Origin of the sequence: Kribbella sp. NBC_01510 (assembly GCF_045040325.1) — a bacterium.
GTDB lineage: Bacteria > Actinomycetota > Actinomycetes > Propionibacteriales > Kribbellaceae > Kribbella.
In genome coordinates this window covers 1,319,667-1,342,749 of the sequence record NZ_CP109418.1, presented here as the reverse complement: position 1 = coordinate 1,342,749, position 23,083 = coordinate 1,319,667, and the positions used below count along the sequence as shown (strand labels likewise).

Annotated in this window: 25 protein-coding genes and 1 pseudogene; 16 read left to right on the top strand and 10 right to left on the bottom strand. The window is 68.8% G+C overall.

Features of this window, described 5'->3' with window-relative positions; translation table 11 throughout:
* Window positions 1–24 precede the first annotated feature (24 nt).
* Window positions 25–1,215 carry an NAD(P)H-binding protein gene (locus OG558_RS06650; RefSeq protein ID WP_405069415.1) on the bottom strand — a complete coding sequence of 397 codons (1,191 nt, stop codon included), beginning with the start codon at window positions 1,213–1,215 and terminating at the stop codon, window positions 25–27.
* Window positions 1,216–1,300: 85 nt separating this feature from the next.
* Here OG558_RS06650 and OG558_RS06645 point away from each other — a divergent pair, with 85 nt between their 5' ends.
* Window positions 1,301–2,248 (top strand): NADH-quinone oxidoreductase subunit H, encoded by a 948-nt coding sequence (locus tag OG558_RS06645; RefSeq protein ID WP_405069414.1) that lies wholly within the window; start codon window positions 1,301–1,303, stop codon window positions 2,246–2,248.
* Between the two features lie 45 nt (window positions 2,249–2,293).
* Here the strand turns inward: OG558_RS06645 and OG558_RS06640 are convergent, their stop codons facing one another.
* Together OG558_RS06640 and OG558_RS06635 are read right to left on the bottom strand one after the other, a co-directional pair.
* Window positions 2,294–2,749, bottom strand: a complete 456-nt coding sequence (locus tag OG558_RS06640) for a DUF6069 family protein (protein ID WP_405069413.1) — start codon at window positions 2,747–2,749, stop codon at window positions 2,294–2,296.
* Window positions 2,750–2,794: 45 nt separating this feature from the next.
* A complete protein-coding gene (locus OG558_RS06635) occupies window positions 2,795–3,811 on the bottom strand; it encodes an RNA polymerase subunit sigma-70 (protein ID WP_405069412.1) in 1,017 nt (338 codons plus the stop codon).
* 300 nt (window positions 3,812–4,111) lie between these two features.
* On the opposite strand from OG558_RS06635, the gene OG558_RS06630 reads away from it, so the two are divergent.
* A complete protein-coding gene (locus OG558_RS06630; protein ID WP_405069411.1) occupies window positions 4,112–4,429 on the top strand; it encodes a nucleoside triphosphate pyrophosphohydrolase in 318 nt (105 codons plus the stop codon).
* A 51-nt stretch (window positions 4,430–4,480) separates the two neighbouring features.
* On the opposite strand, the gene OG558_RS06625 is transcribed toward OG558_RS06630, so the two are convergent.
* Window positions 4,481–5,731 carry an MFS transporter gene (locus tag OG558_RS06625; protein WP_405069410.1) on the bottom strand — a complete coding sequence of 417 codons (1,251 nt, stop codon included), beginning with the start codon at window positions 5,729–5,731 and terminating at the stop codon, window positions 4,481–4,483.
* 120 nt (window positions 5,732–5,851) lie between these two features.
* On the opposite strand from OG558_RS06625, the gene OG558_RS06620 reads away from it, so the two are divergent.
* On the top strand, window positions 5,852–6,256 hold the full coding sequence (locus OG558_RS06620) for a YciI family protein (protein ID WP_405069409.1): 405 nt from the start codon (window positions 5,852–5,854) through the stop codon (window positions 6,254–6,256).
* Window positions 6,253–7,461 carry an RNA polymerase sigma factor gene (locus tag OG558_RS06615; protein ID WP_405069408.1) on the top strand — a complete coding sequence of 403 codons (1,209 nt, stop codon included), beginning with the start codon at window positions 6,253–6,255 and terminating at the stop codon, window positions 7,459–7,461. Before OG558_RS06620 ends, OG558_RS06615 begins: the two co-directional genes overlap by 4 nt.
* Window positions 7,462–7,496: 35 nt before the next feature.
* On the opposite strand, the gene OG558_RS06610 is transcribed toward OG558_RS06615, so the two are convergent.
* Window positions 7,497–7,757, bottom strand: coding sequence for a hypothetical protein (locus tag OG558_RS06610; protein ID WP_405069407.1), 261 nt, complete (start codon window positions 7,755–7,757; stop codon window positions 7,497–7,499).
* Window positions 7,758–7,832: 75 nt separating this feature from the next.
* Here OG558_RS06610 and OG558_RS06605 point away from each other — a divergent pair, with 75 nt between their 5' ends.
* The 7 genes and pseudogenes from OG558_RS06605 (at window position 7,833) to OG558_RS06575 (ending at window position 14,729) form a co-directional block, all read left to right on the top strand.
* Window positions 7,833–8,591, top strand: coding sequence for a methylenetetrahydrofolate reductase (locus OG558_RS06605; protein ID WP_405069406.1), 759 nt, complete (start codon window positions 7,833–7,835; stop codon window positions 8,589–8,591).
* A 195-nt stretch (window positions 8,592–8,786) separates the two neighbouring features.
* Window positions 8,787–9,014 (top strand): annotated as a pseudogene (locus OG558_RS06600) (4Fe-4S binding protein); the annotation flags it as partial.
* Between the two features lie 140 nt (window positions 9,015–9,154).
* A complete protein-coding gene (locus tag OG558_RS06595; protein ID WP_405069405.1) occupies window positions 9,155–9,649 on the top strand; it encodes an NADH-quinone oxidoreductase subunit J in 495 nt (164 codons plus the stop codon).
* Between the two features lies 1 nt (window position 9,650).
* Window positions 9,651–10,007 carry an NADH-quinone oxidoreductase subunit NuoK gene (gene nuoK, locus OG558_RS06590; protein WP_405069404.1) on the top strand — a complete coding sequence of 119 codons (357 nt, stop codon included), beginning with the start codon at window positions 9,651–9,653 and terminating at the stop codon, window positions 10,005–10,007.
* A complete protein-coding gene (locus OG558_RS06585; RefSeq protein ID WP_405069403.1) occupies window positions 10,004–11,767 on the top strand; it encodes an NADH-quinone oxidoreductase subunit L in 1,764 nt (587 codons plus the stop codon). Before nuoK ends, OG558_RS06585 begins: the two co-directional genes overlap by 4 nt.
* Window positions 11,764–13,281, top strand: a complete 1,518-nt coding sequence (locus OG558_RS06580; RefSeq protein WP_405069402.1) for a NuoM family protein — start codon at window positions 11,764–11,766, stop codon at window positions 13,279–13,281. Before OG558_RS06585 ends, OG558_RS06580 begins: the two co-directional genes overlap by 4 nt.
* Window positions 13,278–14,729, top strand: coding sequence for an NADH-quinone oxidoreductase subunit N (locus OG558_RS06575; RefSeq protein ID WP_405069401.1), 1,452 nt, complete (start codon window positions 13,278–13,280; stop codon window positions 14,727–14,729). Before OG558_RS06580 ends, OG558_RS06575 begins: the two co-directional genes overlap by 4 nt.
* Here OG558_RS06575 and OG558_RS06570 read toward each other — a convergent pair.
* Window positions 14,726–15,574 carry an arylamine N-acetyltransferase gene (locus OG558_RS06570; protein WP_405069400.1) on the bottom strand — a complete coding sequence of 283 codons (849 nt, stop codon included), beginning with the start codon at window positions 15,572–15,574 and terminating at the stop codon, window positions 14,726–14,728. The two genes, OG558_RS06575 and OG558_RS06570, sit on opposite strands and share 4 nt — an antisense overlap.
* A 19-nt stretch (window positions 15,575–15,593) precedes the next feature.
* Between OG558_RS06570 and OG558_RS06565 the strand changes: the two genes are divergently transcribed.
* Window positions 15,594–16,130, top strand: coding sequence for a GNAT family N-acetyltransferase (locus tag OG558_RS06565; protein ID WP_405069399.1), 537 nt, complete (start codon window positions 15,594–15,596; stop codon window positions 16,128–16,130).
* Window positions 16,131–16,148: 18 nt separating this feature from the next.
* Window positions 16,149–17,162, top strand: coding sequence for a lactonase family protein (locus OG558_RS06560; RefSeq protein ID WP_405069397.1), 1,014 nt, complete (start codon window positions 16,149–16,151; stop codon window positions 17,160–17,162).
* Between the two features lie 40 nt (window positions 17,163–17,202).
* Here the strand turns inward: OG558_RS06560 and OG558_RS06555 are convergent, their stop codons facing one another.
* Window positions 17,203–17,496, bottom strand: a complete 294-nt coding sequence (locus OG558_RS06555) for a hypothetical protein (protein WP_329482255.1) — start codon at window positions 17,494–17,496, stop codon at window positions 17,203–17,205.
* Entirely contained in the window at window positions 17,493–18,356 is an 864-nt protein-coding gene (locus OG558_RS06550; RefSeq protein WP_405069396.1) for a phytanoyl-CoA dioxygenase family protein, read from the bottom strand. Before OG558_RS06550 ends, OG558_RS06555 begins: the two co-directional genes overlap by 4 nt.
* Window positions 18,357–18,456: 100 nt before the next feature.
* Here OG558_RS06550 and OG558_RS06545 point away from each other — a divergent pair, with 100 nt between their 5' ends.
* Both OG558_RS06545 and OG558_RS06540 read left to right on the top strand, forming a co-directional pair.
* Window positions 18,457–19,242 carry an AraC family transcriptional regulator gene (locus OG558_RS06545; protein ID WP_328526018.1) on the top strand — a complete coding sequence of 262 codons (786 nt, stop codon included), beginning with the start codon at window positions 18,457–18,459 and terminating at the stop codon, window positions 19,240–19,242.
* Between the two features lie 9 nt (window positions 19,243–19,251).
* A complete protein-coding gene (locus tag OG558_RS06540; RefSeq protein ID WP_405069395.1) occupies window positions 19,252–19,989 on the top strand; it encodes a GNAT family N-acetyltransferase in 738 nt (245 codons plus the stop codon).
* Window positions 19,990–19,994: 5 nt separating this feature from the next.
* Here OG558_RS06540 and OG558_RS06535 read toward each other — a convergent pair whose 3' ends face one another.
* Entirely contained in the window at window positions 19,995–20,747 is a 753-nt protein-coding gene (locus tag OG558_RS06535; protein WP_405069394.1) for a LuxR C-terminal-related transcriptional regulator, read from the bottom strand.
* A 129-nt stretch (window positions 20,748–20,876) separates the two neighbouring features.
* On the opposite strand from OG558_RS06535, the gene OG558_RS06530 reads away from it, so the two are divergent.
* Window positions 20,877–22,112, top strand: a complete 1,236-nt coding sequence (locus OG558_RS06530) for a vanadium-dependent haloperoxidase (protein ID WP_405069393.1) — start codon at window positions 20,877–20,879, stop codon at window positions 22,110–22,112.
* On the opposite strand, the gene OG558_RS06525 is transcribed toward OG558_RS06530, so the two are convergent.
* On the bottom strand, window positions 22,096–23,043 hold the full coding sequence (locus tag OG558_RS06525; protein ID WP_405069391.1) for a phosphotransferase enzyme family protein: 948 nt from the start codon (window positions 23,041–23,043) through the stop codon (window positions 22,096–22,098). The genes OG558_RS06530 and OG558_RS06525 overlap by 17 nt on opposite strands.
* Window positions 23,044–23,083 lie beyond the last annotated feature (40 nt).

The following is a 23,083-nucleotide window of genomic DNA, read 5'->3' as shown; positions in this document are numbered from 1 at the left end:
CTCCTCGGTCGATATCAAATGATGTCAGGAGTGAGGTGGGGTGAAGTAGAAGACTTCCTCGCGGGTGATTCGGCCGGAGTCGACCGTGCAGAGGGACAGTTTGGTGGTGCGGCTGCGGGTGCCGGTGCGGGCGTTGAGTTGGTCGAAGGTGAAGCGGATGGCGAAGCTGTCGTCGAGGACGAGAGGGCCGAGGAGCTGGACGCCCAGGTACTCGATGTCAGCATTGAGACGGCGGGTGTTCTCGAGGATGGCTTCCGCGCCTTTGAGCTCGATCTCTTCGCCGTCGGTCTCGAGGGGAGCTACGCGGACGACCTCGGGAGCCGACAGGGCCAGGGCCGCGTCGACCCGGCCGGTGGAGAGGGCGTTGACGTAGCGGTCGGCGACCTCGGTGGTGGAGAGGATGCGGAACTCGTCGGCGTGTTCGTCGGCCCAGGTGGCGAAGGTCAGCGCTGGGCGGCCGGTGAGTTGGGTGACCGTGGTGGTGACGGGCTCGGGGTTGTCTACGAGGGTGGACCAGTAGGTGACGGCGCTGTTGGCGATGGCGGCGGGGGTGCCTTGGTCGAGCATCGCCTGGCGGGCCTCGTCGCCGGTGAGCCCTTCGATGCGCATCGTCTTGCCGACCGCGCGTGCGATGGTTTCGACCTGTTCGGCCTGGGTCAGGACCTCTGGGCCGGTGAGCTCGTAGGTCTTGCCGATGTGGTGGTCGTCCAGCAGCGTGAGTACGGCGACCGCCGCGATGTCTCGCTCGTGGATCAACGACCGACCGGCCTCCGGGTAGGGCAGTCGAATGACGTCGCTGGCGCGGAACTCCGGTGCCCAAGCCTGCGCGTTCACGGCGAAACCGCCGGGTCGCACGAACGTCCAGTCCTTGCCCGCGTCCCGTAGCAACTGCTCGACCTCGCCCCACACGCCGCCGTCCGAGGCGTTGAGCGAGGACAGGTACGCCACTCGCCGCGGCAACTGGCCGACCACGGCCTTCGCGCCGGACGCGTCGAACGACGGCCACAGCAGGAACGCCGCATCCACATCGGCCGCAGCCCGTCGTACGGCGTCCTCGTCGTAGAGATCACCGCGGACGAGTTCGACGTCCGGCGGTAGCCCGGCGAGGTCCGGCGTACGGACGAGGGCCCGGACGGTCACGCCCGCCGCGCGCAGGCCCGCGACCACATGGCGGCCGACGCGCCCGGTGGCTCCGGTGACAAGAACTGTGGTCATCTGAGTCTCCTTCAACTGGTTGACGCGACCCACCCTTGGACCTCAATGCTGGTTGAGGTCAAGTCGGAGTCGATAGGGTGCGGTCATGCTGGAGTTCGTGGTGCGGGTGGTGGGCGTCCTGGTCGCCTTCCTGGTGGCGCCCTTGCTGGTCGGTCAGGCCGAGCACAAGGTCATGGCGCACATGCAGTCACGGCTCGGCCCGATGTACGCCGGCGCGTTCCACGGCTGGGCGCAGTTGGTCGCGGACGGCGTGAAGTTCGTCCAGAAGGAGAGCGTGGTCCCGACCGCCGCGGACCGGCGGGTCTTCGAGTTGGCGCCGATCGTCGCGCTGCTGCCGTACCTGGCCGCGCTCGCCGCCATCCCGCTCGCGCCCGGCATCGTCGGCGCGGACCTCGACTCGGGCCTGTTCTTCGTGCTCGCGGTGATGAGCATCGGCGTACTCGGCTCGCTGATGGCCGGCTGGGGGAGCGGCAACAAGTACAGCCTGCTCGGCGGGCTCCGGGTCGCGGCGCAGCTGATGAGCTACGAGCTTCCGTTCGTGCTGTCCGCGGCGAGCGTCGCGGTCGCGGCCGGCTCGCTCAACCTGACCGGTATCGCCCACGCGTGGAACCCGTGGTGGTTGCTCTGGCAGCTGCCCGGCATGGTCGTGTTCTTCATTGCGGGGTTGGCGGAGTTGCAGCGGCCGCCGTTCGACATGCCGGTCGCTGACTCCGAGGTGATCTTCGGTCCGTACACGGAGTACACCGGGCTGCGGTTCGCGATGTTCCTGCTCGCCGAGTACGCCGGGATCGTCGTACTCGCGGGTCTGACCACGGTGCTGTTCCTCGGCGGCTGGAGTGGTCCGGGGCCGGAGTCGATCGGCTGGATCTGGACGATCGTCAAGGTGGCGTTCGTGTCCCTCGTGGTGATCTGGGTGCGGGTCTCGTTCCCGCGGATGCGCGCCGACCAGCTGCAGAAGCTCGCCTGGCAGGTCCTCGTGCCGGTGGCGCTGCTCCAACTCGCCCTCACCGGCATCGGCGTCACCGTCTTCTAAGGCAAGCCCCGCGGGCAACTGGTAAAGGACACCGTTGCGGGATCGTCAATCGGTTCGGGTGCGGAGGCTCCGCGTCAGAGTGGGGATCATCACCGTTGCAGCGACGAGGTGTAGCCCGAGAAGGGCGGCGGTGGTGGCGGTGTTCGCCCCGGAGAGGAGGGGTGGGACGAACGAGATCGCGGTCAGCGACACTGCCGTCCACACGAATCGCTTGGCCGGGCGAGCGCTCCAACGAAGAAGAGCGACGGCGATGACGACGCCCACGACCGAGAAGAAGCCGGTCACCACGGCGATCCCCGACAACGGGATCGTCTCGCCACCATCGGGGACCTCGAAGTCGACGCCAACGGCCTGGGCAAGCGCAGCGGCGAGGGTGGTGGCTCCCATCGCTGCGAGCGTGGCGATCAAGCCGGTGCCGGCGAGCCCACGGAGTCGGTGGGTGTGGCTGGTCTGGCTCGATGCCGGGCCTGCGACGGCCCCGGTGTCATTCATGCTGTCCATGTCGTTCCTCCATCGTTCGCTGACTGACGAGCGTGCACACCGGGACTACTCCGTGCTGTCCGCCGGCAGGCGCTCCGGCAGTCCGAGTCGCGGGAACTGGTCGGCGTGGAACGTGACGATCTCGGTGATCGCCCCGCCGGTGACACGCAGGACGTCGATCGTCAGCGGCAGGTACGCGCCGCCCTCCCGCTCCTGCCAGAGGTAGAAGGCGACGGCGGGCTGCCGGTTCACGGAGGTGAGGACGGCGCGCAGGTGCTTCATGCCCTCGAAGCCGCTCTCGACCCAGTCGTTCACGACCGCGTCGCGGCCCACGTACAGGCCAGGCGTGGGTGGCATCGAGCAGCGGACGTCGTCCCGCAGCAGTGCGGCGATGCTGTCGATGTCCGTGGCCACGCTGGCGTCGGTGTACCGGCGTACCAGCTCGCGTGTCCCGGCGTCCTCCTCGCCGCCGGTCCAGTCCTGCCGCTCGGCGGGCAGGTGCTCCCGCAGGCCGGCGCGGGCCCGCTGCAGCGCGCTGTTCACGGAGTTGACAGAGTCCCCGAGGAGCTCCGCGACGTCCTTCGCCGGCCAGCCGAGCACGTCCCGCAGGATCAGCACGGCCCGCGGGCGCGGCGCGAGGTGCTGGACTGCGACCAGGTAGGCCAACTCGATCGTCTCCCGCGCCACGGCGACGGTCTCCGGCTCGTCCGCGTCGCCCGCGGGCAGCTCGTCGAGCAGCCGGTCCGGATAGGGCTGCAACCACAGCACCTCGCCGCCGGTCGCAGGCTCCGGGCGGCACTTGGCGAGCAGGTCCAGGCAGGCGTTGGTGGCGATCCGGTACAGCCAGGCCCGGAACGTCGACCGCCCCTCGAAGGTCTCTCGCCGCCGCCAGGCACGGAGGAACGTCTCCTGCACGGTGTCCTCGGCATCCTCGAACGACCCGAGCATCCGGTAGCAGTGCACGTGCAGCTCCCGCCGGTGCCGCTCCACCAGCTCCGAGAACGCCGGCTCGTCGACCTCGCCCAGACCACTCCCGCCCAGACCACTCATGCCCAGCTCCTCCAGCCATGTGTCCGCACTCATCAAGTCATCCTTCCGTCTCGTCGTGGCCCGTCGTAGGTATGACGGGTGCGGGCGCGACAACTCATCACTGGGGTCGCTCGGCACGGCTGAGCGTGCTTCACCACGCCACTGACCTGCATCGTCAGGTTGGATATGGCTCGATGTGCAGTGCGGTGAACCGCTCGGCGAGGTCGTCGACCCAGGCTTGCGGTGTTCGGTGATCCGGTAAGGCTGGGAGTGGCATTGTCGGTGTGGTGCACTGGTCCACGCCCGTGAGATGGCTCGCGCGGCCGATCGATCCTTGACGGTGCGGAGGAAGAGATGAGTGCGGACGCCAAGCTGGTAAGGGATCGGATTCCCGAGATCATTCGTGCGAGCGGTGAGGAGCCGGTCACCTATCGGGCGGAGCCGGACGAGTACCGCCTGCGGCTGCGGGAGAAGCTGGCCGAGGAGGTTGGCGAGTTTCTCGCTGCCGACGATGAGAATGCCATCGAGGAGCTCGCGGACGTGTTGGAGGTCGTGTACGCGCTCGCCGCCGACCTGGGGACCGACAAGGCTCAACTGGAGCGCGTGCGCGGGGACAAGGCCGGCCAGCGGGGCGGATTCGCCGAACGGATCGTATGGACGGGTCTCCGCTGACGGTCACTGGACTGCCACCACCACTGACTGGCCGTGTCGGTAGTTGCCATTTCAGTTCTTTGTGGAGAGGCGTAGTAGGAGTGGCGAGGCGATGAGGACGCCGGCGGCTACGACGATGGCGAAGGTGAGGAGGATGACCTTGAAGGTCACGTACTGCAGTGCGATTCCGGCGCCGACGACGGGGACCGAGAGGCCGACGTAGCCCACGACGAAGAACAGGGCCAGGGCGGAGGCGCGTTCGCTGGGCGGTGCGGTCGAGATGACCACCGACAGCATGCTCCGGAAGATGCTGCCGCTCCCGACTCCCACCAGGGCTGCGCCGGTCAGGAAGAAGGCCAGGCTCGGTGGGTGCACCCACGCCGCGGTCACGATCACGGTCAGCCCGACGATCAGCACGGGAATGCCGAGCGCGAGCAGGCGGCGCAAGGGCCAGGTCGCCGTCGTGACCTGAGTGAGCGCGCCGACTCCGAAGGCGATGAAGACGGTCAGGCCGGCCAGTGCGGGCGAGGAGCGATGCAGCGGCCCGGACAGGAACGCGGAGGCCAGCCCCGCGAACACGCCGTACACGGTGAACACCAGGAAATCGCCGGTGAGCGCCGCACTGAACTGGGCCCGGGCTGTTCCAGGAATGGCCAGCCGTTGCGGGCGGTAGCGGGGCCGGGGCGTAGGCAGCGACCTGACCTCAGGAGACCGCCAGGTGGCGGCCAGTGCGAGCACCAACAAAGCCGCGAAGATGAAGTAGATCAGCCGGGGGAGGCTGGGTACGTACGTCGCGAGCAACCCGGCCGCCAGGGGGCCGACCGCCAGGCCGCCGACGTTCGCGACCGTGGACACGATCTGCGATCGCCGGGTCGGGACACCGTTCGGCCCCGAGTCCAGGTCGGTGAGGTAGGCGCCGGCGGTGGCGGTGGCCGCCCCCAGGGCCAGTCCTGTCAGCACTCGCCCGGCGAACAGGGCAGGAAGCGAGGTGGACGTCGCGAAGATCAGCGCAGCCACCAGGCCCGTCAGTAGAGCGGGGAGGAGCACGGTCCGTCGCCCGTACCAGTCCGAGACATGGCCGACGAGGAGCAGGCTTGTCACGACCCCGGCGGCGAAGACGGCGTACACGACGGTGATGGTGATCGACGACAGGTGGTCCTGTCGTCTGTAGAGCCCGTAGAGCGGGCTTGGCGCGGTGGAGAAGGCGGTCAGGATCGCCATGCTCGCGGCGATCGCCCAGAAGCCGGCGGACCGGCTCAGTCGTCGGCGCCTCGTCTCCCCGGTCGCGGGTGCGTGTTCGATGTGGACAGTCGAAGTGGTCATGTCACCGATGGTCTGCGCCGACGACCTCGGTCGCGCCAGTACTGCCCACGTGCACAACCACGGGTCGCGCGGCCGGTGGCGCCGCCCCTGGGGCCGGCGCTGAAACTAGTGTGTTCGCGGGTGTCGATCTGGAATGGCGTCGTTCGTGTAGGTGGTGACAGCACTCATCAGGAGGTTGGAATGAATCAGTACCTGCTCAGCATTTACCAGCCGGATGGGCCGCCGCCCGGGCCTGAGGTGCTGGGGCCGATCCTGCGGGAGCTGCAGGCTCTGAACGAGGAGATGCAGGCGGCGGGGGTCTGGGTGTTCGCGGCCGGGTTGCATCCGCCCGAGACGGCGACGGTGTTGAAGGCGTCGCAGGGGGAGGTGCTGGTGACTGATGGGCCGTTCACCGAGGGAAAGGAACACCTCGGCGGTTTCACGGTCATCAATGTCGAGGACCTTGATGCGGCGCTGGGCTGGGCTCGGCGGTTGGCCAAGGTGCTGAGTCCGCTGTCGGTCGAGGTGAGGCCGTTTCAGTCGTGACTCCTGACATCGCGGGGGTGTTTCGGGCTGAGCACGGGCGGGCGGTGGCTGTGCTTGCCCGGGTGTTCGGGGACCTCGAAATCGCCGAGGACGCGGTGCAGGACGCGTTTGCGGCGGCGGTGGAGAAGTGGCCGGACAGCGGCATACCGCCCAGCCCGGCGGGGTGGATCATCACGACCGCGCGGAACCGGGCGATCGACCGGCTGCGGCGGGAGGCGGCGCGCGCGGACAAGCAGGCCGAGGCGGCGCTGTTGCATGCCCAGGACGAACCAGTGGAGGAGGGCGCCGTGCACGACGACCGCCTCCGGCTGATCTTCACGTGCTGCCACCCGGCGCTGGCGCTGAACGTCCGCGTCGCACTCACCCTGCGGATGCTCGGTGGGCTGACGACCGCCGAGATCGCCCATGCGTTCCTGGTCCCGGAGCCGACCATGGCGCAGCGCCTGGTCCGCGCCAAGGCGAAGATCCGCGCGGCCGGCATCCCGTACCGCGTCCCGTACGAAGCCGATCTGCCCGAGCGCGTCCGCGGCGTACTCGCCGTCGTCTACCTGATCTTCAACGAGGGGTACGCCGCTTCGTCCGGCGACAGCCTCGTCCGCGACGAACTGAGCACCGAGGCGCTGCGTCTCGGTCGCCTCCTGGTCGAGCTGATGCCCGACGAGCCCGAGGCCGTCGGTCTGCTCGCCCTCATGCTCCTGCAGCAGTCCCGCCGCCCGGCCCGGGTCGCCCGCGACGGCTCGCTGATCCTCCTCTCCGACCAGGACCGCGACCTCTGGGACCGCGCGCGGATCGACGAAGGCCAAGACCTGGTACGCCGTTGCCTCCGCCGCAACCACCCTGGTCCGTACCAACTCCAGGCCGCCATCAACGCCGTCCACTCCGACGCCGCCACCGCCGCCGACACCGACTGGCGCCAGATCCTCCAGCTCTACGACCACCTGCTCACCCTCGACCCCACCCCGGTCGTAGCCCTCAACCGAGCCGTCGCGGTGGCCGAGGTGCACGGCCCCGCCGCGGCCCTCACCGCTGTCGACGACCTGGACCTGGGCTCCTATTACCTCTTCCACGCGATCCGCGCGGACCTGCTCACTCAACTGAACCGGCCGGCCGAGGCCCGCACCTCCTATGCCGCCGCCCTGGAGCTCACCACCAACCAGGCCGAGCAGAACTTCCTCCGGTCCCGCCTCGACACCCTCGGGCCCTGACACAGGAACTCGCTGGCTGCCCCATGGGCCTTGCTCTAGCGGTGCTTGCGCTTCTCGCGGTCGCGGCGGGTGGTGTACGGCGAACGCCGCGCCGGTGGGCGGGTCACGCGGAGCAACAACCCACCGACGGCGCCGGCGGCGGCGCCGAAGAGGGCTGCGAAGGGGGCCAGGGCGATGGCGGAGTGGCTCCAGTCCTGGTGGTCGGGGCCGCTGGTGAACCACGCGAAGGCGATGCTGACGACAACCATCGCGAACGCGCCGAACACCGCGCCCGACACCGCTTCACGGCTGCCCATGTCACCAAGGTAAGGGCGCCGCCGCGATGTGGAATCCCGACTGGGCGCGCCGCCCGATTCAGTAGGGTCTCAGGTGTGCGGGGATTCGAGCTGGTGTGTGAGGTGGAGCCGCCGACGCGGCCGGATCTGAAGAAGGTGCGGCACCAGATCGGGGTGATGAGTCCGATCGCTGACGCCTTCCTGATCCCGGACAACCACATCGGCCGGGCGACCGTGTCGAGTGTCGCGGTGGCGAACGAGGTCCAGGCGATGGGTTCGCGCGGCATCGCCTGCCTGAACTCGCGGGATCGCAACCTCCTGGGCTTCCGGCGAGATCTCCTGACGGCGGCGGCGTACGGCGTCGAGCAGTTCCTGTTCGTGCACGGCGACGACCCGGCCGAGGGCGCGCGGACCAGCCAGCTGACGGTCCGGACGATGATCGAGCAGGCGCGTGCGACGTCGTACCCGGGCTGCAGTCCGTTCCAGGTCGGCGCGGCGACGCGGCTGCGGCCGGTGCCGGGGTGGAAGGCGGAGGCGGACTTCCTGTACGTGCAGGTCAGCTACGACCTGGACGAGCTGCTGCGCTGGCGGGACAGCGTCGTACTCGACATCCCCGTGTACGCCGGGGTGATGGTGCTCGCGAGCGCGAAGATGGCCCACAACCTGGCGGCCCTGCCCCAGCTCTCGATCCCGGAGACGCTGATCGACGCCGTCGAGCGGGATCGCGACGCCGGTGTCGACCATGCCTGCGAGCAGATTCTGAAGATCCGTGACTCCGGGGCGTTCGACGGCGTTCATCTGGTACCGGTCAGCCGCTACCGCCAGGTTGCTGCCCGGCTCGAGCGGGAACTCTGAGGTGGGTGGCACCGGAATGAGCCGGAACCGACTAGTGTCCTGCTAGCAGCGGGTTACGACGGGAGGTGGAAGGTGGGTGTCCCTGGCAAGGGGTTGATCGAGGGGCTGAAGGTCACCGCGAAGACGCTGGCTCGCCGGTCCGTCACCGAGCAGTACCCCGACGTCCAGCCGGAGCTGCCGCCGCGCAGCCGGGGCGTGATCGCGCTGCTCGAGGAGAACTGCACGTCCTGCATGCTGTGCGCCCGGGAGTGCCCGAGCTGGTGCATCTACATCGACTCGCATACCGAGACCGCGCCGTCGGTCGGTGAGCAGGCCCGCGAGCGCAGCCGGAACGTGCTGGACCGGTTCGCGATCGACTTCAGCCTGTGCATGTACTGCGGGATCTGCATCGAGGCCTGCCCGTTCGACGCGCTGTTCTGGTCGCCGGAGTTCGAGTACGCCGAGACCGACATCCGCAACCTCACGCACGAGAAGGACCGCCTCCGCGACTGGATGTGGACCGTCCCCGCACCGCAGCCGATCGACCCCGGCCCCACGGTCACTCCGGCGCCGGAGGACGAGGCGTGACGACTGCCCTCTTCAGCGTCGCCGGAGCAGTCGCACTCGTCGCTTCCGTCTTCGTCGTCACCTCGCGCCGGATCGTGCACGCCGCGCTCTGGCTGGTCGTTGCCCTCGGCGCCGTCGCCGGCTGCTTCGGCGCGTTGCACGCCGAGTTCGTCGCGCTGGTCCAGATCCTCGTGTACGTCGGCGCGATCGTCGTACTCGTGCTCTTCGCGCTGATGCTGACCAAGGCGCCGACGAACCCGCTGCCCGGCCTGACCTCCAGCCGCAGCCCGTTCGCGGCCGTGGTCGCGGGGGTGCTGGCGATCCTGCTGGGTACCGGCGTGGTGCTTGCCTTCGGCAACGAGAAGGTCAGGGCCGTGCCGGACGGATCGCCGGACGCGGTCGGGACTTCGATCTTCAAGACCTGGGTGCTGCCGTTCGAGGTGCTCTCGGTGCTCCTGCTCGCGGCGTTGGTCGGTGCGATCGCCCTGTCCCAGCGGAAGAAGGAGGACTGACGTGCCGTTGATCCTCCCCCTGCTGCTGGCGGTCGCGTTGTTCTGCATCGGGGTGTACGGCGTTCTCGCCCGGCGCAATGCGATCACGCTGCTGATCTCGTTCGAGCTGATGCTCAACGCGGTCAACCTCAACCTGGTCGCGTTCGACGCCTGGCGGCTCGACGGCCTGGCCACCGGTCAGACGCTGGCGGTCTTCGTGATCACGCTGGCCGCGGCCGAGATCGGGCTCGGGCTGGCGATCGTGCTGCTGCTGTTCCGCGGTCACGGCAGCGTCGACGCCGACGCGGCGCGTGACCTGGCCGAACAGGACACCTCGGTCGAGCTGGACGCCGCGGTCGAGGCGGAGAAGGCCTCGTGATCGCGACCGTCTGGCGGGTCGTCGGGGTCGGCTTCTCGCTGCTCGTCATCCTGGCCGCCGTTCTGCTATCCGGCGCCAGTCCGGATCAGGCCGCGTTCCTCAACTCGTCCGTCGGCGACCTCACCATTGGCTTCGCGGTCCGCACCGACGACCTGACGGTCGTGATGCTCGCGGTCGTCGGCGTGATCGCGACCTGCGTCCAGGTCTACTCGCTCGGCTACCTGCACGAGCGCCCGGCGTCGTACCACGCGCTCGTCACGCTGTTCACCGCTGCGATGGTGACCGTGGTGATCTCGGACAGCCTGTTCCTCCTGCTGATCGGCTGGGAGATGATGGGCGCCTGCTCGTACCTGCTGATCGGTCACTACTGGGAGCGTCGCGACGCCCGGTCCGGCGCGGTCAAGGCGTTCCTGATGACCCGGCTCGGCGACGTCGGGTTCCTGTTCGGCATCTTCGTGCTCGGCGTCGGCGCGGGGACGTTCCGGATCTCCGAGCTCGACCCGGCCGCGATCTCGTCCGGCGTCCTCACCACCGGGACTCTGCTGCTCCTGGTCGGCGTGGTCGGCAAGTCGGCCCAGGTGCCCTTGCAGACCTGGCTTCCGGACGCGATGCCCGGCCCGAGCCCGGTCAGCGCGCTGATCCACGCGGCGACGATGGTTGCCGCCGGCGTCTTCCTGATCGCCCGGCTCTACACCATCTTCTCCGCCTCCGAGACCACGCTGACCGTGCTGGCCGTGGTCGCCTGCGTGACCATGCTGTTCGCCGCGCTGTGTGCGATGGCCGCGGTCGAGGTGAAGCGCGTGCTCGCGTGGTCCACGGTGAGCCAGTTGGCGATCATGTTCGCCGCGCTCTCCCTGGGTACGGCGGACGGCCGGCACGCAGCGCTCTTCCAACTCGTGACGCATGCGGCGTTCAAGGGATTGCTGTTCCTCTGCGCCGGTGTGCTGCTGCATCAGGTCGGCAGCGCGGCCTTCGTCGTACTCCGGCGCTACACCCGCCGCGGGCGGTTGCGGAAGGCGCTGCGGGTCACCTTCGTGACGATGACGATCGGGCTCGCCGCGCTGGCCGGCGTACCCGGGTTCGCCGGGTTCTTCTCCAAGGACGCGATCATCGAGGCGGCCTGGGAGCACGCGCGGGACGGTTCGGTCGTCGGGTGGATCGTGCTCGTGTCGGTGTGCCTGACGGTGGCGTTGACTGCCTTCTACTGCGTGCGGTTGTGGTTGTGGGTGTTTTTCCGGACGCCGGCGCTCGCCGGTGCGCACGGCGCCTTCGAGGACGACGACGCGATGGCCGACCTCGACGAACCCGACACCTCGAAGCTGCGTGACGCGCCGTGGGTGATGCTCGCGCCCATGGTGCTGCTGGCGATCGCCTCGATCGTCCTCGGGTACGTCGACGGCCTGCAGCTGAACTGGGTGGTCGGGTTGGTGTCGACCGCACTCGTGGTGCTCGGCGCGATCCCGGCGTACTCGTTGTGGTCGCGGGGTGCGGATCCGCGGCCGGTGGTGCTGGAACGTGAGTTCGGCGTGGATACGGCGTACCACGGTCTGTTCGTCGTCCCCGTGCGGTGGTTGGCGAAGCTGACGGTGGCGGGGGACCGGGACGTGATCGGGGGCTATGTGCGGGCGGCTGGGCGGACCGGGACGCTGTTGTCGCAGGGGCTCCGGCGGTTGCAGACCGGGAACGTGCAGACCTATCTGACCGCGGCCGTGATCGGCGTGGTCGCGCTCGCGGTGCTTGCTGGGGTGATCGGCTCGTGAACGCGATTCTGCTGGCGATTCTGCTCCTGCCCATCCTGGCCGCGCTGGCGTTGTGGGCGATCCCGGCCGGCATCGGTGATCGACTTGCCGCGGCGTACGGGTCGGTGATCTCGGGGCTGGTGCTGGTCGGGTCGGTGGTGCTCTGGCCGCGGACCGGGGGTTGGTTCGCGTACGCCCCGTTGCAGAACGAGGACGTCCGGCCGCTCCGGGCTGTGACCGACGTGCCGTGGATCCCCGCGCTGGGCGTGCGGTTCCACGTCGGGGTGGACTCGATCTCGATGCCGCTGATCGTGCTGACCGCGCTGCTGACCTTTCTCTGCTGCCTGTACTCGCTGAAGATCACGCCGCGGATCGGCCGGACCCGGTCGCTGATCGCGTTGCTGCTGGTGATCGAGGCCGGCGTGATCGGCACGTTCTCCGCGATGGACCTGATCCTGTTCTTCGTCTGTTTCGAGATCGTGCTGATCCCGATGTGGCTGGTGATCGACATGTGGGGTGATGACCACGATCCGGTCGGCCGGAGGCGGGCGGCCTTGACGTTCGTGCTGATGACTGTGCTCGGGTCGGCGCTGATGCTGCTGGGGTTCCTGCTGGTCTTCCGGCGGGCCGGGACGTTCGACATCGTCCAGTTGAGCAACCAGCCGGTGCTCGGCGGTCACGGCGTGGCTCTGGCCGCGGCGCTGCTGATCGCGGTCGGCCTAGCGGTGAAGGTGCCGCTGTGGCCGTTGCACATCTGGCTCCCGGACGCGCACGCGAAGGCGCCGACGGTCGGGTCGGTCATTCTTGCGGGCGTGCTGCTGAAGTTGGGGACGTACGGCCTGATCCGGATCCTGGTCCCGGTGCTGCCGGACGCCACCGTGACGATCGCGCCGTACCTGGCCGGCTTCGCCGTCGTGGCGATCATCGCCGGGTCGCTGGCGTGTCTGGCGCAGACCGACGTGAAGCGGCTGATCGCGTACTCGAGCGTCGGGCACATGGGCTTCATCGTGCTGGGGATCGCGACGCTGTCGCCGGCCGGGCTGCGCGGCGCGCTGTTCGCGAACATCGCGCACGGCATCATCACCGGTCTGCTGTTCTTCCTGGCGGGTGCGATCAAGGATCGGCACGACACCAGCGATCTGCGGGCGATCGGCCGGGCGCTGTACGCGCGGCTGCCGCGGATCGGCGCGCTGCTCACCTTCGCCTGTCTGGCGTCGCTCGGGCTGCCGGGGCTGGCCGGATTCTGGGGCGAGATGCTGGTCCTGCTCGGCGCTTACAACCCGGCCGCGGTGTTGCCTCGGACAACTTATTTGGTGTTCATGGTGATCGCGGGACTCGGCACCGTCCTGACTGCGGCGTACTTCCTCCGGTTGGTCCGCAACCTCTGCCAGGGTGACCCGGCCGAGAACCCGCCGGCCGCGTTCGCCGTCGATCTCAGTCGCATCGAGCTGATCACCTGGGCCCCGCTGATCACACTGACCGTCCTCCTCGGCGTATGGCCCGCACTCCTTCTGCATCAGTGGGTGACCCTGTGACCCTGCACTGGACCGATTGGCAGGCGATCGCCGTACCGTTGGTGCTGGCGATCGGGGCGGTCGCCGTACTGCTGGTCGACAGCTTCTGGCGCAGCGCCCCGCAGCAGCTCCGGCATACGGTCGTCACCTTGCTCACGGCAGCGGTGATTCTGTTCGGGGTCGTGTTCGCCTGGGCGCAGCGGGACGACTTCAAGCCGGCGTTCTGCCATCCGGCGGTCGAGGGGCCGGCCGAGTGCAGCTTCGTGTTCGAGCCGTTGACCGCTGGGCTGTGGGCGGTGTTGCTGGTCGGCGGACTCGGAGTCGTCGGGTTGTCGGCGTACCGGCTGCTGGCTTCGGACATCCCGATCGGGGAGTACCACTTCCTGCTGCTGAGCGTGCTGGTCGGTGCGACCGTGCTGGCCGGGGCGCGCGATCTCGCCACGATGGTGATCGCGCTCGAGGTCGTGTCGCTACCGAGCTTCGCGATGGTCGCGCTGCGCCGGGATCGCCGCGGATCCGAGGGTGCGCTGAAGGCGTTCCTGGTGTCGGTGCTGTCGACCGCGGTGATGCTGTTCGGGGTCTCCTATCTGTACGGCGTGACCGGGTCGCTGTATCTGACCACGATCGCGAACCGGCTCAGCGGGCTCGATCCTGACCTGAGCCGGGTCGCCTTCGCAGCCGGGCTGTTCGTGATCGTCGGGTTCGCGTTCAAGATCGCGGCGGTGCCGTTCCACGCCTGGCTGCCGGACACGTACGTCGGTGCGCCGGTCGAGGTCACGGCGTTCCTCGCGGTGGTGTCGAAGTCGGCCGGCGTCGGTGGTCTGCTGGTGCTCGTGACGGCCGGGATCGCGCCGGACGGGTCGAACCTGCGGACTGTGATCGCCATCCTGGCCGCGGTGACGATGACGGTCGGGAACCTGGCCGCCCTACGTCAGGTCGAGGCGGTCCGGCTGCTCGCGTGGTCGTCGATCGGTCAGGTCGGGTTCCTGCTGGCGCCGCTCGCGGTCGGCGATGCCCAGGCGGTCGTCGGGTATCTGGCGGCGTACGTCGTCGTCACGCTCGGCGCGTTTGGATCGGTCGCGGTCGTCCAGCGGCATCGGCCGGGTGGCTTGCTGACGGACTACCGCGGGATGGTGCGCTCCGAGCCCGGGCTGGCCGCCGCGTTGATCTTCTTCCTCGTGGTGCTCGCCGGTCTGCCGCCGGGTCTGGCCGGCCTGTTCACGAAGTTCGCCGCCTTCCAGGCCGTCATCGACGCCCACCTCGGCTGGCTCGCGATCGTGATGGCCGTCAACGTGATGATCGGCCTGGCCGTCTACCTCCGCTGGGTCGCCGAACTCTTCCGCCTCCCCGCCGACGACCCCTTCTCCGTCGACATCGAGACGCCCGCCGTCACGATGATCTCCATCTGCGCCGCCATCGCCGCCGTTCTCTCCATCCTCCCCAGCACCCTCTTCGCCCTGGCTACCTAACTGGTCTGCTTGGCCAGGAAGTCCTCGTACTGCGACCACACGCGGCGCCAGAGCTCGTTGCGTTGAGCGGTGTCCAGGTGGGGGAGTGGGAGGTGGAAGACGTCGGCGAGTAGGGCGAAGTAGTCCGTCGGGTTCTCGATGATCGAGTTGTCGATGCGGTCGACGTACGTCTCCATCAGGCCGACGGAGCGTAGGACGACCACTGAGGTTGGCTTGCGGCGGAAGGCGGAGGCCAGGCGGCGGAAGGGGGAGTCCGGGTTGGCCGAGAGGTTCGCGTGCTGGGCGGCGAAGGCGTCGAGGCCCACTGCGGCGGACTCGAAGTCCATGCCGACCAGGTTGGCTCGCGGGTCATGGTCGAGTCGCCAGCCGTCGGTCTTCTCGGATGGACGCAAGCGGAGGTTGAACGGCTCCTGATAGGCGGTGCCCGGCTCCAGCGGCAGTGGCTCGCGCAGCGTCTCGCCGAGGCCGGCGTCGACCAGCCAGAGGCGGTCCGGATCCTCGACCAATCCGCTCACGGTGAGCACCACGTGGCTTGCGTCGACGTCGCCGGCGCGGGTCGGGGTCTCTGCTCCGCCGCGGTGCATCTTCACGCGGTAGCCGAGCTCGGTCAGCAGCAGGGCGAAGGTCCCGTTCAGCTGGAAGCAGTACCCGCCGGTCTCCCACGCGATGATCCGCTTCGCCGTTTCCTCCGGGTCGAGCGGTCCGCCCGGCGCCAGCTGATACTGCACCGACTCGTACGGCACCTGGTCCACGAAGGCCGCGTGCAGCTCGGACAAACCGTCCAGCCGCGGCGGACCGTCGTACCCGCTTACTCCGATGCGTTTCAGGAATGCCTCAGTGTCCATTCGGCCTAGGCTATGACAGGTGATCGACGTTCTCGCCCCGGCCGAAGCCATCCACGCCGCCCCCGAGCTGGGCACCGTCTACCTGTCTGCCTTCGGCGCTCCGGGGTACGACGAGGAGCCGGCGCGAGCCGAGGAGTTCGCCACCGAACAGATCCCGCTGCACTCCCAACGCGACGACTTCAAACTCGTGGTGTCCCGGGACGCGGGCAAGCTGACCGGGTTCGCGTACGGGTTCACCGGGCATCGCGGACAGTGGTGGTCGGACCGGGTCGCGGCAGCGGTGAGTCCGGAGCTCGCGGACGAGTGGATCGGCGGTCACTTCGAGGTGGTGGAACTTGCGGTGGTTGTCGAGGCACAGCGCCACGGGCTCGGCGCCGAGTTGATGGCCGCGCTGATGACCGACCTGCCGAACCGCAAAGCCCTGCTCACCACGTTCGCCGACGACCGTCCGGCGCCGAGGCTCTACCGGCGGATGGGGTGGAAGGTGCTGGTGCCCGACCTGGGCTGGGACTCCGCGCTCTACGGATTGGACCTGGGAGTGCCACTCGGCCACTGACCTGGCAGGGTAGGGCCCATGACTTCTGAGCGGATCTATGTCGGGAGCTACACCAGTCAGCCGGGTGCCGGGGACGGGATCGGGTTCGGGCCTCTCGACGGGATCGAGCTGGTGGTGACGACTGCCGATCCGTCGTTCCTGGTCAGGTCCGCGGACGGCCGGTTCCTGTATGCGACCGGCGAGGTGCACGGTGGCCGGGTCAGCGCGTTCGCGATCCAGCCGGACGGCGGGCTGGAGTTCGTCAACGAGCAGCCGAGCGGCGGCGCGGACCCGTGTCACCTGGACATCGACCCGTCCGGGCGGTACCTGCTGTCCGCCAACTACACCTCGGGCTCGGTCGTGATCCACCCGATCCAGGACGACGGCTCGCTCGGCCAGGCGACCCAGTTCCTGCAGCGCTCCGGGACCGGACCGAACGCTGAGCGCCAGGAGGGGCCGCACGCCCACCAGATCGCGTTCGACCCCGCCGGTGCGTACGTGTTCGACATCGACCTAGGCTCGGACACCGTCTACACGTCCACGCTGACCGACGACGGGCAGCTGAAGGAAGTCGACCGGCTGCACATCCACCCGGGCGCCGGTCCGCGGCACATGGTGTTCCACCCGCGCGCGGGAGCGGCGTACGTGATCAACGAACTCGACTCCACAATGACCGTGTGCGGCTACGCGGACGGGAAGCTGCAGGTCGTGCAGACCGCGTCGACCAGGCCGGCGGACTCGCCCGGTGAGAACTTCCCGGCGGAGCTGCTGATCTCCGCCGACGGCCGGTACCTGTACGGCTCGAACCGCGGCGACAACACGATCGCGGTGTTCTCGACCGCCGCCGACGGCCTGTCGGTCGAACTGGTGCAGACCATCGGCTCGGGCGGCGACTGGCCGCGGCACCTTGCCTTCAGCAACGACGGCACCCGGCTGTACGCCGCCAACGAGCGCTCCGACCAGATCGCCACCTTCACCATCGCCGACGGCCGCCTCACCCAGGAGGGTGACCCCGTCAGCTGGCCGAAGCCGGTCTGCATCCTCCCGGTGTGACGCACCAGGGCACCGGCGCGCTGCCGGGGCCCTGGTCAGCTCAGGCGAGCTTCTCGAAGAAGAACTCGTGCTTGAGGAACGACACGTCGTATTCGTGACCCGGCTGCGGCGGCAGCAGTTGCGCGGCCTGGAACAACCGCCAGCCGTCCTTCAGCGCGTCCAGTCCAGTCGCGTACGGCGGCTCGTCGCTGTCACCCGTGGTCGGATGCGTCTCGCCGGTTCCGTCGTACTCCGACCACCCCACGACGCGGGAGTCGAGCGCGGACGAGGCCAGGTACAGGACGAGCACCTGCTGGCGAAGCGTCTGCTGTCCGATGGGGGCGGTGGCGGTCATGCCATCTCCTTCTTCGCGGCGTGCGGGTTGAGGCTGCGCTGGGTGACCACGCGCTGCGGGCGGTTCGACACCCGGGTGACCCAGTACTCCGGGTCGAAGGTGTCGTCACCGGTGAGCGCCTGCCACAGCTTGATCCGGTTGTACTTCTCCAGCCGGCCGGTGGCGTTCTCGTACCAGGGGAACGACTGGTCGAGCTCGCGCGCGACCTGGTCGTCGTACAGGTCCTCGAGGTTCCACAACCGGACCTGGCGGACGGTCGGGTTGAAGCGGATCTTGAACATGTAGCGGTCGATGGCGCTGTCGTTCTTCCGGCCGCCGTGCCAGATGCCGTGGTGCAGGAGCTGCACGGTGCCGGCCGGGCAGACCAGCCGGGTCTGGCCGAGCAGGTTCTGGTACCGGCCGGTGTCGGACTCGTTGGTCCGGCGCAGGTGGCTGCCGGGCACGCTCAGGGTGCCGCCCATCTCGAGCGTCACGTCCTGCGGGTAGTACATGAGCTGGACGTCGAACGCGTCGGGACGGACGTCGATGATCGCGTCACCGTGCAGGTTCTGCGCCTCGCCCTCGTTGGCCTTGCGGATGTGCACGGCGTGGTGGTCGACCGTCGGCTCCGGCCCGACCAGGCTGTGGATCGCGCCGGCCACCTCGGGCAGCTGCACCAGCCGCTGGACGAACTCGCTGTCCACGAACGCCTCCGACAGCGGGGTGCCGTAGGGGACGCCGGGAATGCCGGCCTTCAGGACCTCGATCGCCTGCTGGTTCATCTCCTCCGGTACGACGGCGTCCATCCGGAGCGACCCGGTGGCCACGAAATGCGCCATCTGAACCGAGGTGAGCAGGTTCTTCTGATGCGGATGGGGCATGAGACTCCCTCTCGGGGTGGTGGTTACTACTCCACCAGGCTAAGTTCGGACAGCGCTTACTCGCGTGGGCTGTGTTCACCACTGGTGGTAATTTCTCACCATGATCGAACTGCACCTGGCCGCGCCGCCGGAGGTGGTGAGCGTCGGGGTGGGGATTCACGGCGTCCGCAGCCTGCGAGACGTGTTCCGGCTGCCGGACCTGTGGCAGCTGCACGTGTACGCGTACTCGGCCGATCTCAAGGTCGCCGGTACGACGTACTCGGTGGCGCCGGGATACGTGTCGCTGACCCCGGCCGGGACGCAGGTGCAATTCGACTACCGCGGCCGGTCCGAGCATCTCTACGCCCACTTCCGGCCGGTGGTGACGGGCGAGCCGTCGTACGTCCCCGTCGTACAGGACGCCGGGGATGCCGCGCCGGTGCTGTCAGGTCTGTTGCGGTCGGCTGTCGAGGCCTCGCCGTCGGGGTCCGCGCGGATGACGGCCGAGGTGTGGACGGCGTTGTGGAGGATCGTGGATCTCCACGCGGTCACCACCGAGGGCGACTCGCGGCACCCCGCGGTCTCCACCGCCATCGCCTATATCGAGGCCAACCTGGCCCAGCCCCTCACCATCCCCACGCTGGCCCGCCTGTCCGGCGTCTCCCACAACCACCTGACGCGCCTCTTCCAGACCGAGACCGGGCAGACGGTCATCGCCTACATCCGGGGTCGCCGAATGGCTCGCGCCCGTCACCTGCTCGTCTCGTCGACCCTCTCCATCCCCGCCGTCGCGGCGTCGGTCGGCGTCCCCGACCTCCAGGCCTTCAACAAGACCTGCCGTCGCGAGCTCGGCGGCTCACCCCGCGCGATCCGTAATGCGGTGGCCGGTCCGGTCGCCGCGGGTTAACGTGCGCTCGTGTTCGAACTCATTCCAGTAGTGCAGGCGCCGCAGTACGACGAAGAAGCCGAGCAGCGGTTCGCCGAGGAGTGGCCGGAGTTCATCTTCCACGACGTCGAGGTGCGGAAGTACTCCGAGCGGCGCAGGGAGTTCTTCCAGCAGGACTGGGAGTTCTACCTGGTCTCCGACGACCAGCGGCTGATCGCCGGCTGCTGGGGTGTGCCGATCGCCTGGGACGCGACCGTCGACGACCTGCCCGCTGGGTTCACCGGCTCGCTCACGCGGGCCGTGACGGCGTACGAAGAAGGCGTCGTGCCGAACACCTTCGTCCTGATGGCGGCCGCCGTACGCTCCGACGAACAGGGCCGCGGCCACGCCTCGCGCGTCATCACCGCTGTCCGGGAGCGTGCCGTGGCGGGCGGCCTGGATCGGGTGATCGCGCCGGTCCGGCCGACGTTGAAGTCCCGCTATCCGCTGACCCCGATCGAAACCTTCATGACCTGGACCCGCGACGACGGCCTGCCGCTCGACCCGTGGCTGCGCACACACGCCCGCCTCGGCGCGACCATCATCGCCCCCGCAACTGTCTCTCAGACCATGACCGGAACCGTCGCCGAGTGGGAGAAGTGGACCGGGCTGGCCCTGCCGTCCTCAGGCTCCTACGTCATCCCCGACGGCCTCACCGTGCTGGAGATCGATCACTCGACGGACAGCGGCATCTACCGCGAGCCGAACATCTGGATGCGCCACGCTTAGCTCGTTCAGGCGGAGTAGGTGCGGCGGAAGGCGGTCGCGACCGCGGCGGTCCGGCTGGTCACACCGAGACGCTCGTAGATGTTCTCCAGATGCTTGCGAACGGTGCCCTCGGCAACGAACAGCCGATGGGCGATCTGTGTGTTGCTGTGCCCGTCGGCGACCAGGCGCAGCAGCTGCAGCTGGCGCGTGGTCAGATCGGGTACGCCGGCCCGGCGGCGTTCGTGGGCACGGAGGACCTCGATGAAATGCGGGCGCAGCATCGTCAGCAGTAGCCGCTCGCGTTCGGTGAAGTCGCGGCCGGACAGGCGGAACAGCAGCAGCCGGCGGTCTTCCGCACCACGGACCGGGAGCGGAACGGCCACCTCATGGCGTACGCCGGTCAGGCGCAACCACTCGCCGACGATCGAGTCGGCCAACTGTCGCTCGGTCAGGTAGTCCGACATTCTCCAGACGGTGTCGTAGTCACCGGTGAGCTGCGGCCGGCAGCAGGTCTCGCCCTCCCAGTAGGACCGCCAGAACAGGTCTTCCCAGCCGTCATCAAGGTCGTCGGCGACGTCGCCGACCAGCTCGAGCCCGATGAACTCGTGATCCAGCGGGCGGCTCACCTGGTACGAGATGTGCTCGGCGGGCACCAGGTCCGTGAGTGCGCGCAGCAGGTCGCGCGGGAACAACTCCTCGGGATCGGCGTTCCGGCCCCGGTCGATGACGCCGAGCATCGTCCGCAGGTCGTGTTCGGTGACCGTCAACTGATCCACCATGACGTACCCCTCCCCGCCGTCAGGCTATGCCCGCGACGCCGCCGCGCCCATACGTCGAACGACGTATGGCGATCGGAAGTCCACCGCGGCCACGGTGGGTAAGTCGTTCCACGATTTGGGGGGAGTCTCATGAAACCACTGTTGCGATGGCCTGCGCTGGCGGCCAGCTGTGCGTTGATGCTCACCGCGGCCGGCTTGTCGCCCGCCGCAACTGCGACGTCGGGTGCGTCCGCGGCGCCGGTGATCGATTGGAGCAGGTACGCCACCCAGGCGATCGTCGCCGGGCGTCCGCCGGCCAGCTCCGAGGTGTTGATGGGCATCGTGCACATCGCGATCGCCGACGCCGTGGCCGGGCTGGGATACGGCCGGCCGTTCCGGTTCGCCGTACGGCCGGATCGGAAGGCGTCTGCGGCGGCCGCGGTCGCTACCGCGGCGTACGACGTACTGCGGGCTCGCGTACACCCGGCGCCTGCGGGACTGGACGGAACGTACGCCGACTACCTGGCCGGTGTGCCGGATGGGGGAGCCAAGACCCGCGGTATCACGCTGGGCCGGTCCGTTGCGGCCGCCGTACTCGCGTGGCGCGCACGAGACGGCCTGGACAACACAGTGTCGTATGTCCAGGCTCCACCAGGGCCAGGAGTGTGGGAGCCGACAGCCCCCACGCCGCCCGTGGACATCGTGCTTACCCAGGTCAGGCCGCTGGCGCTGCGCTACCGCGCACAGTTCCGCCCCGACGGACCGGATCCGCTGACCAGCAAGCGCTACGCGCGTGACGTGGCTGAGGTCGCGTCACTCGGCCGCAAGGACAGTACGACGCGCTCTGCCGCGCAGACCGAGACTGCGATGTTCTGGTCCGAGCAGACCGCACAGCAGTGGAGCCGGGCGCTGCTGCAGTTGGCGTCGGACCGGCATCTCTCCCTGTCCAGGGCGGCGCAGATGCTCGCGCTGGTGCACGTGTCCGCTGGTGACGCGCTGATCGCGTGCTGGGACGCCAAGTTCTACTACCGCTCCTGGCGACCGGTCCACGCCATCCAGCGCGCCGACACCGACGGCAACCCGCGCACACAGGCCGATCCGACCTGGCAGTCCCTGCTCAACGTCAACCACCCGGAGTACCCGTCCGGCCACGCCTGCTTCACCGCCGGCGCCACTGGCGCACTCCAGGCCTACTTCCACAGCAACCTGCCGTTGACCATGACCAGCCTGGTCACCAACACCACGCGCGTCTACCCAACCCTGTCCGCCGTACGCAGCGACGTCCGCGAAGCCCGGATCCTCTCAGGCCTCCACTTCCGCCACTCGATGCTGGACGGCGAACAACTGGGCGCCGACGTCGCCAACTGGATCAGTGCCCGACATTGACCGCCAGTGCGGCCAGGCCGTGGTTGAGGATGCCCTTGACCACGGCCAGGGCGTAGGCGTTGTCGGGGCCGGTGATGACCTGGTCGGACCACAAGACGACGTCTTCGAGGGCCCGGACGTGGCGGTAGTAGCGGATCGCGTCGTGGTCGATGGGGTGCGGGCCGTAGCCGGTCAGGAAGGCGTCGAGCTGTTCGGAGGTGGTGGGGCCGACGTCGCCCATGCCGCCGAGCATGAACATCAGGTCCTGTTCGCGCGGCGCGAGAATCACGTCGTCCCAGTTGATCAGGTGCAGGTGGTCGTCGACGAGGACGTTGCCGAGATGCGGGTCCCCGTGGCAGACCACGCGGGGGCCGGTCGGTTCCGGTGGACGGGCCCTGAGCAGGTGGGTGATGGTGGCGTCGTACTGCTTCCAGACCGCGGCCAACTCCTCCTCGACCTCGTCCTCCGGCGCCTCAGTGCTGAGCCGCGTCTGCAGTTTCTCCGCCACCGCCGGGACCCGTGCGTCGATGTGACTGTGCTTCGGAAGCGCATCACGCAGCCTCGGCGGCGGCTCCGCGTCATGCACCCGCCGGATGAGTACGCCGTACTCGGTCCACTGCTCGTCGGTCAGTCCGCTCTCAGCCGCGCGTACGCCGTCGATCCACGGAGTGATCGTGAGCCGCTTCTTCTTCCCGTGGAAGGTCCACAGCCCGCCCTCCGTGGTCCGGATCATCTCCGGGACGCCCGACAGACCACTGTCCGCCAGGAACGCGGCGACCTGGTGCCCGGTGTTGGTGCCCGCGCCGCTCCACTTCACGGCGTACGTATTGGTGGCCGTCGTCGCCTTCCAGACCTGCGCCGCCAGATCGGCCCCGTGCGCCACCGGTGAGAGTTCCACCACATCCAGCCCGAAGTCCTCGAGCAACCACCGCCGCAGCAACGTGTCTCCCACGCCGCCAGCATGCCCGGCAACCGGCCGCCTAAGCGACCCG

Bases quoted from the DNA above. Each gene is read 5' to 3' on its own strand.
- OG558_RS06650 (WP_405069415.1), bottom strand. From the start codon at position 1,215: ATGACCACAGTTCTTGTCACCGGAGCCACCGGGCGCGTCGGCCGCCAT.
- OG558_RS06645 (WP_405069414.1), top strand. From the start codon at position 1,301: ATGCTGGAGTTCGTGGTGCGGGTGGTGGGCGTCCTGGTCGCCTTCCTG.
- OG558_RS06640 (WP_405069413.1), bottom strand. From the start codon at position 2,749: ATGGACAGCATGAATGACACCGGGGCCGTCGCAGGCCCGGCATCGAGC.
- OG558_RS06635 (WP_405069412.1), bottom strand. From the start codon at position 3,811: ATGAGTGCGGACACATGGCTGGAGGAGCTGGGCATGAGTGGTCTGGGC.
- OG558_RS06630 (WP_405069411.1), top strand. From the start codon at position 4,112: ATGAGTGCGGACGCCAAGCTGGTAAGGGATCGGATTCCCGAGATCATT.
- OG558_RS06625 (WP_405069410.1), bottom strand. From the start codon at position 5,731: ATGACCACTTCGACTGTCCACATCGAACACGCACCCGCGACCGGGGAG.
- OG558_RS06610 (WP_405069407.1), bottom strand. From the start codon at position 7,757: ATGGGCAGCCGTGAAGCGGTGTCGGGCGCGGTGTTCGGCGCGTTCGCG.
- OG558_RS06570 (WP_405069400.1), bottom strand. From the start codon at position 15,574: ATGGACACTGAGGCATTCCTGAAACGCATCGGAGTAAGCGGGTACGAC.
- OG558_RS06560 (WP_405069397.1), top strand. From the start codon at position 16,149: ATGACTTCTGAGCGGATCTATGTCGGGAGCTACACCAGTCAGCCGGGT.
- OG558_RS06555 (WP_329482255.1), bottom strand. From the start codon at position 17,496: ATGACCGCCACCGCCCCCATCGGACAGCAGACGCTTCGCCAGCAGGTG.
- OG558_RS06550 (WP_405069396.1), bottom strand. From the start codon at position 18,356: ATGCCCCATCCGCATCAGAAGAACCTGCTCACCTCGGTTCAGATGGCG.
- OG558_RS06545 (WP_328526018.1), top strand. From the start codon at position 18,457: ATGATCGAACTGCACCTGGCCGCGCCGCCGGAGGTGGTGAGCGTCGGG.
- OG558_RS06535 (WP_405069394.1), bottom strand. From the start codon at position 20,747: ATGGTGGATCAGTTGACGGTCACCGAACACGACCTGCGGACGATGCTC.
- OG558_RS06530 (WP_405069393.1), top strand. From the start codon at position 20,877: ATGAAACCACTGTTGCGATGGCCTGCGCTGGCGGCCAGCTGTGCGTTG.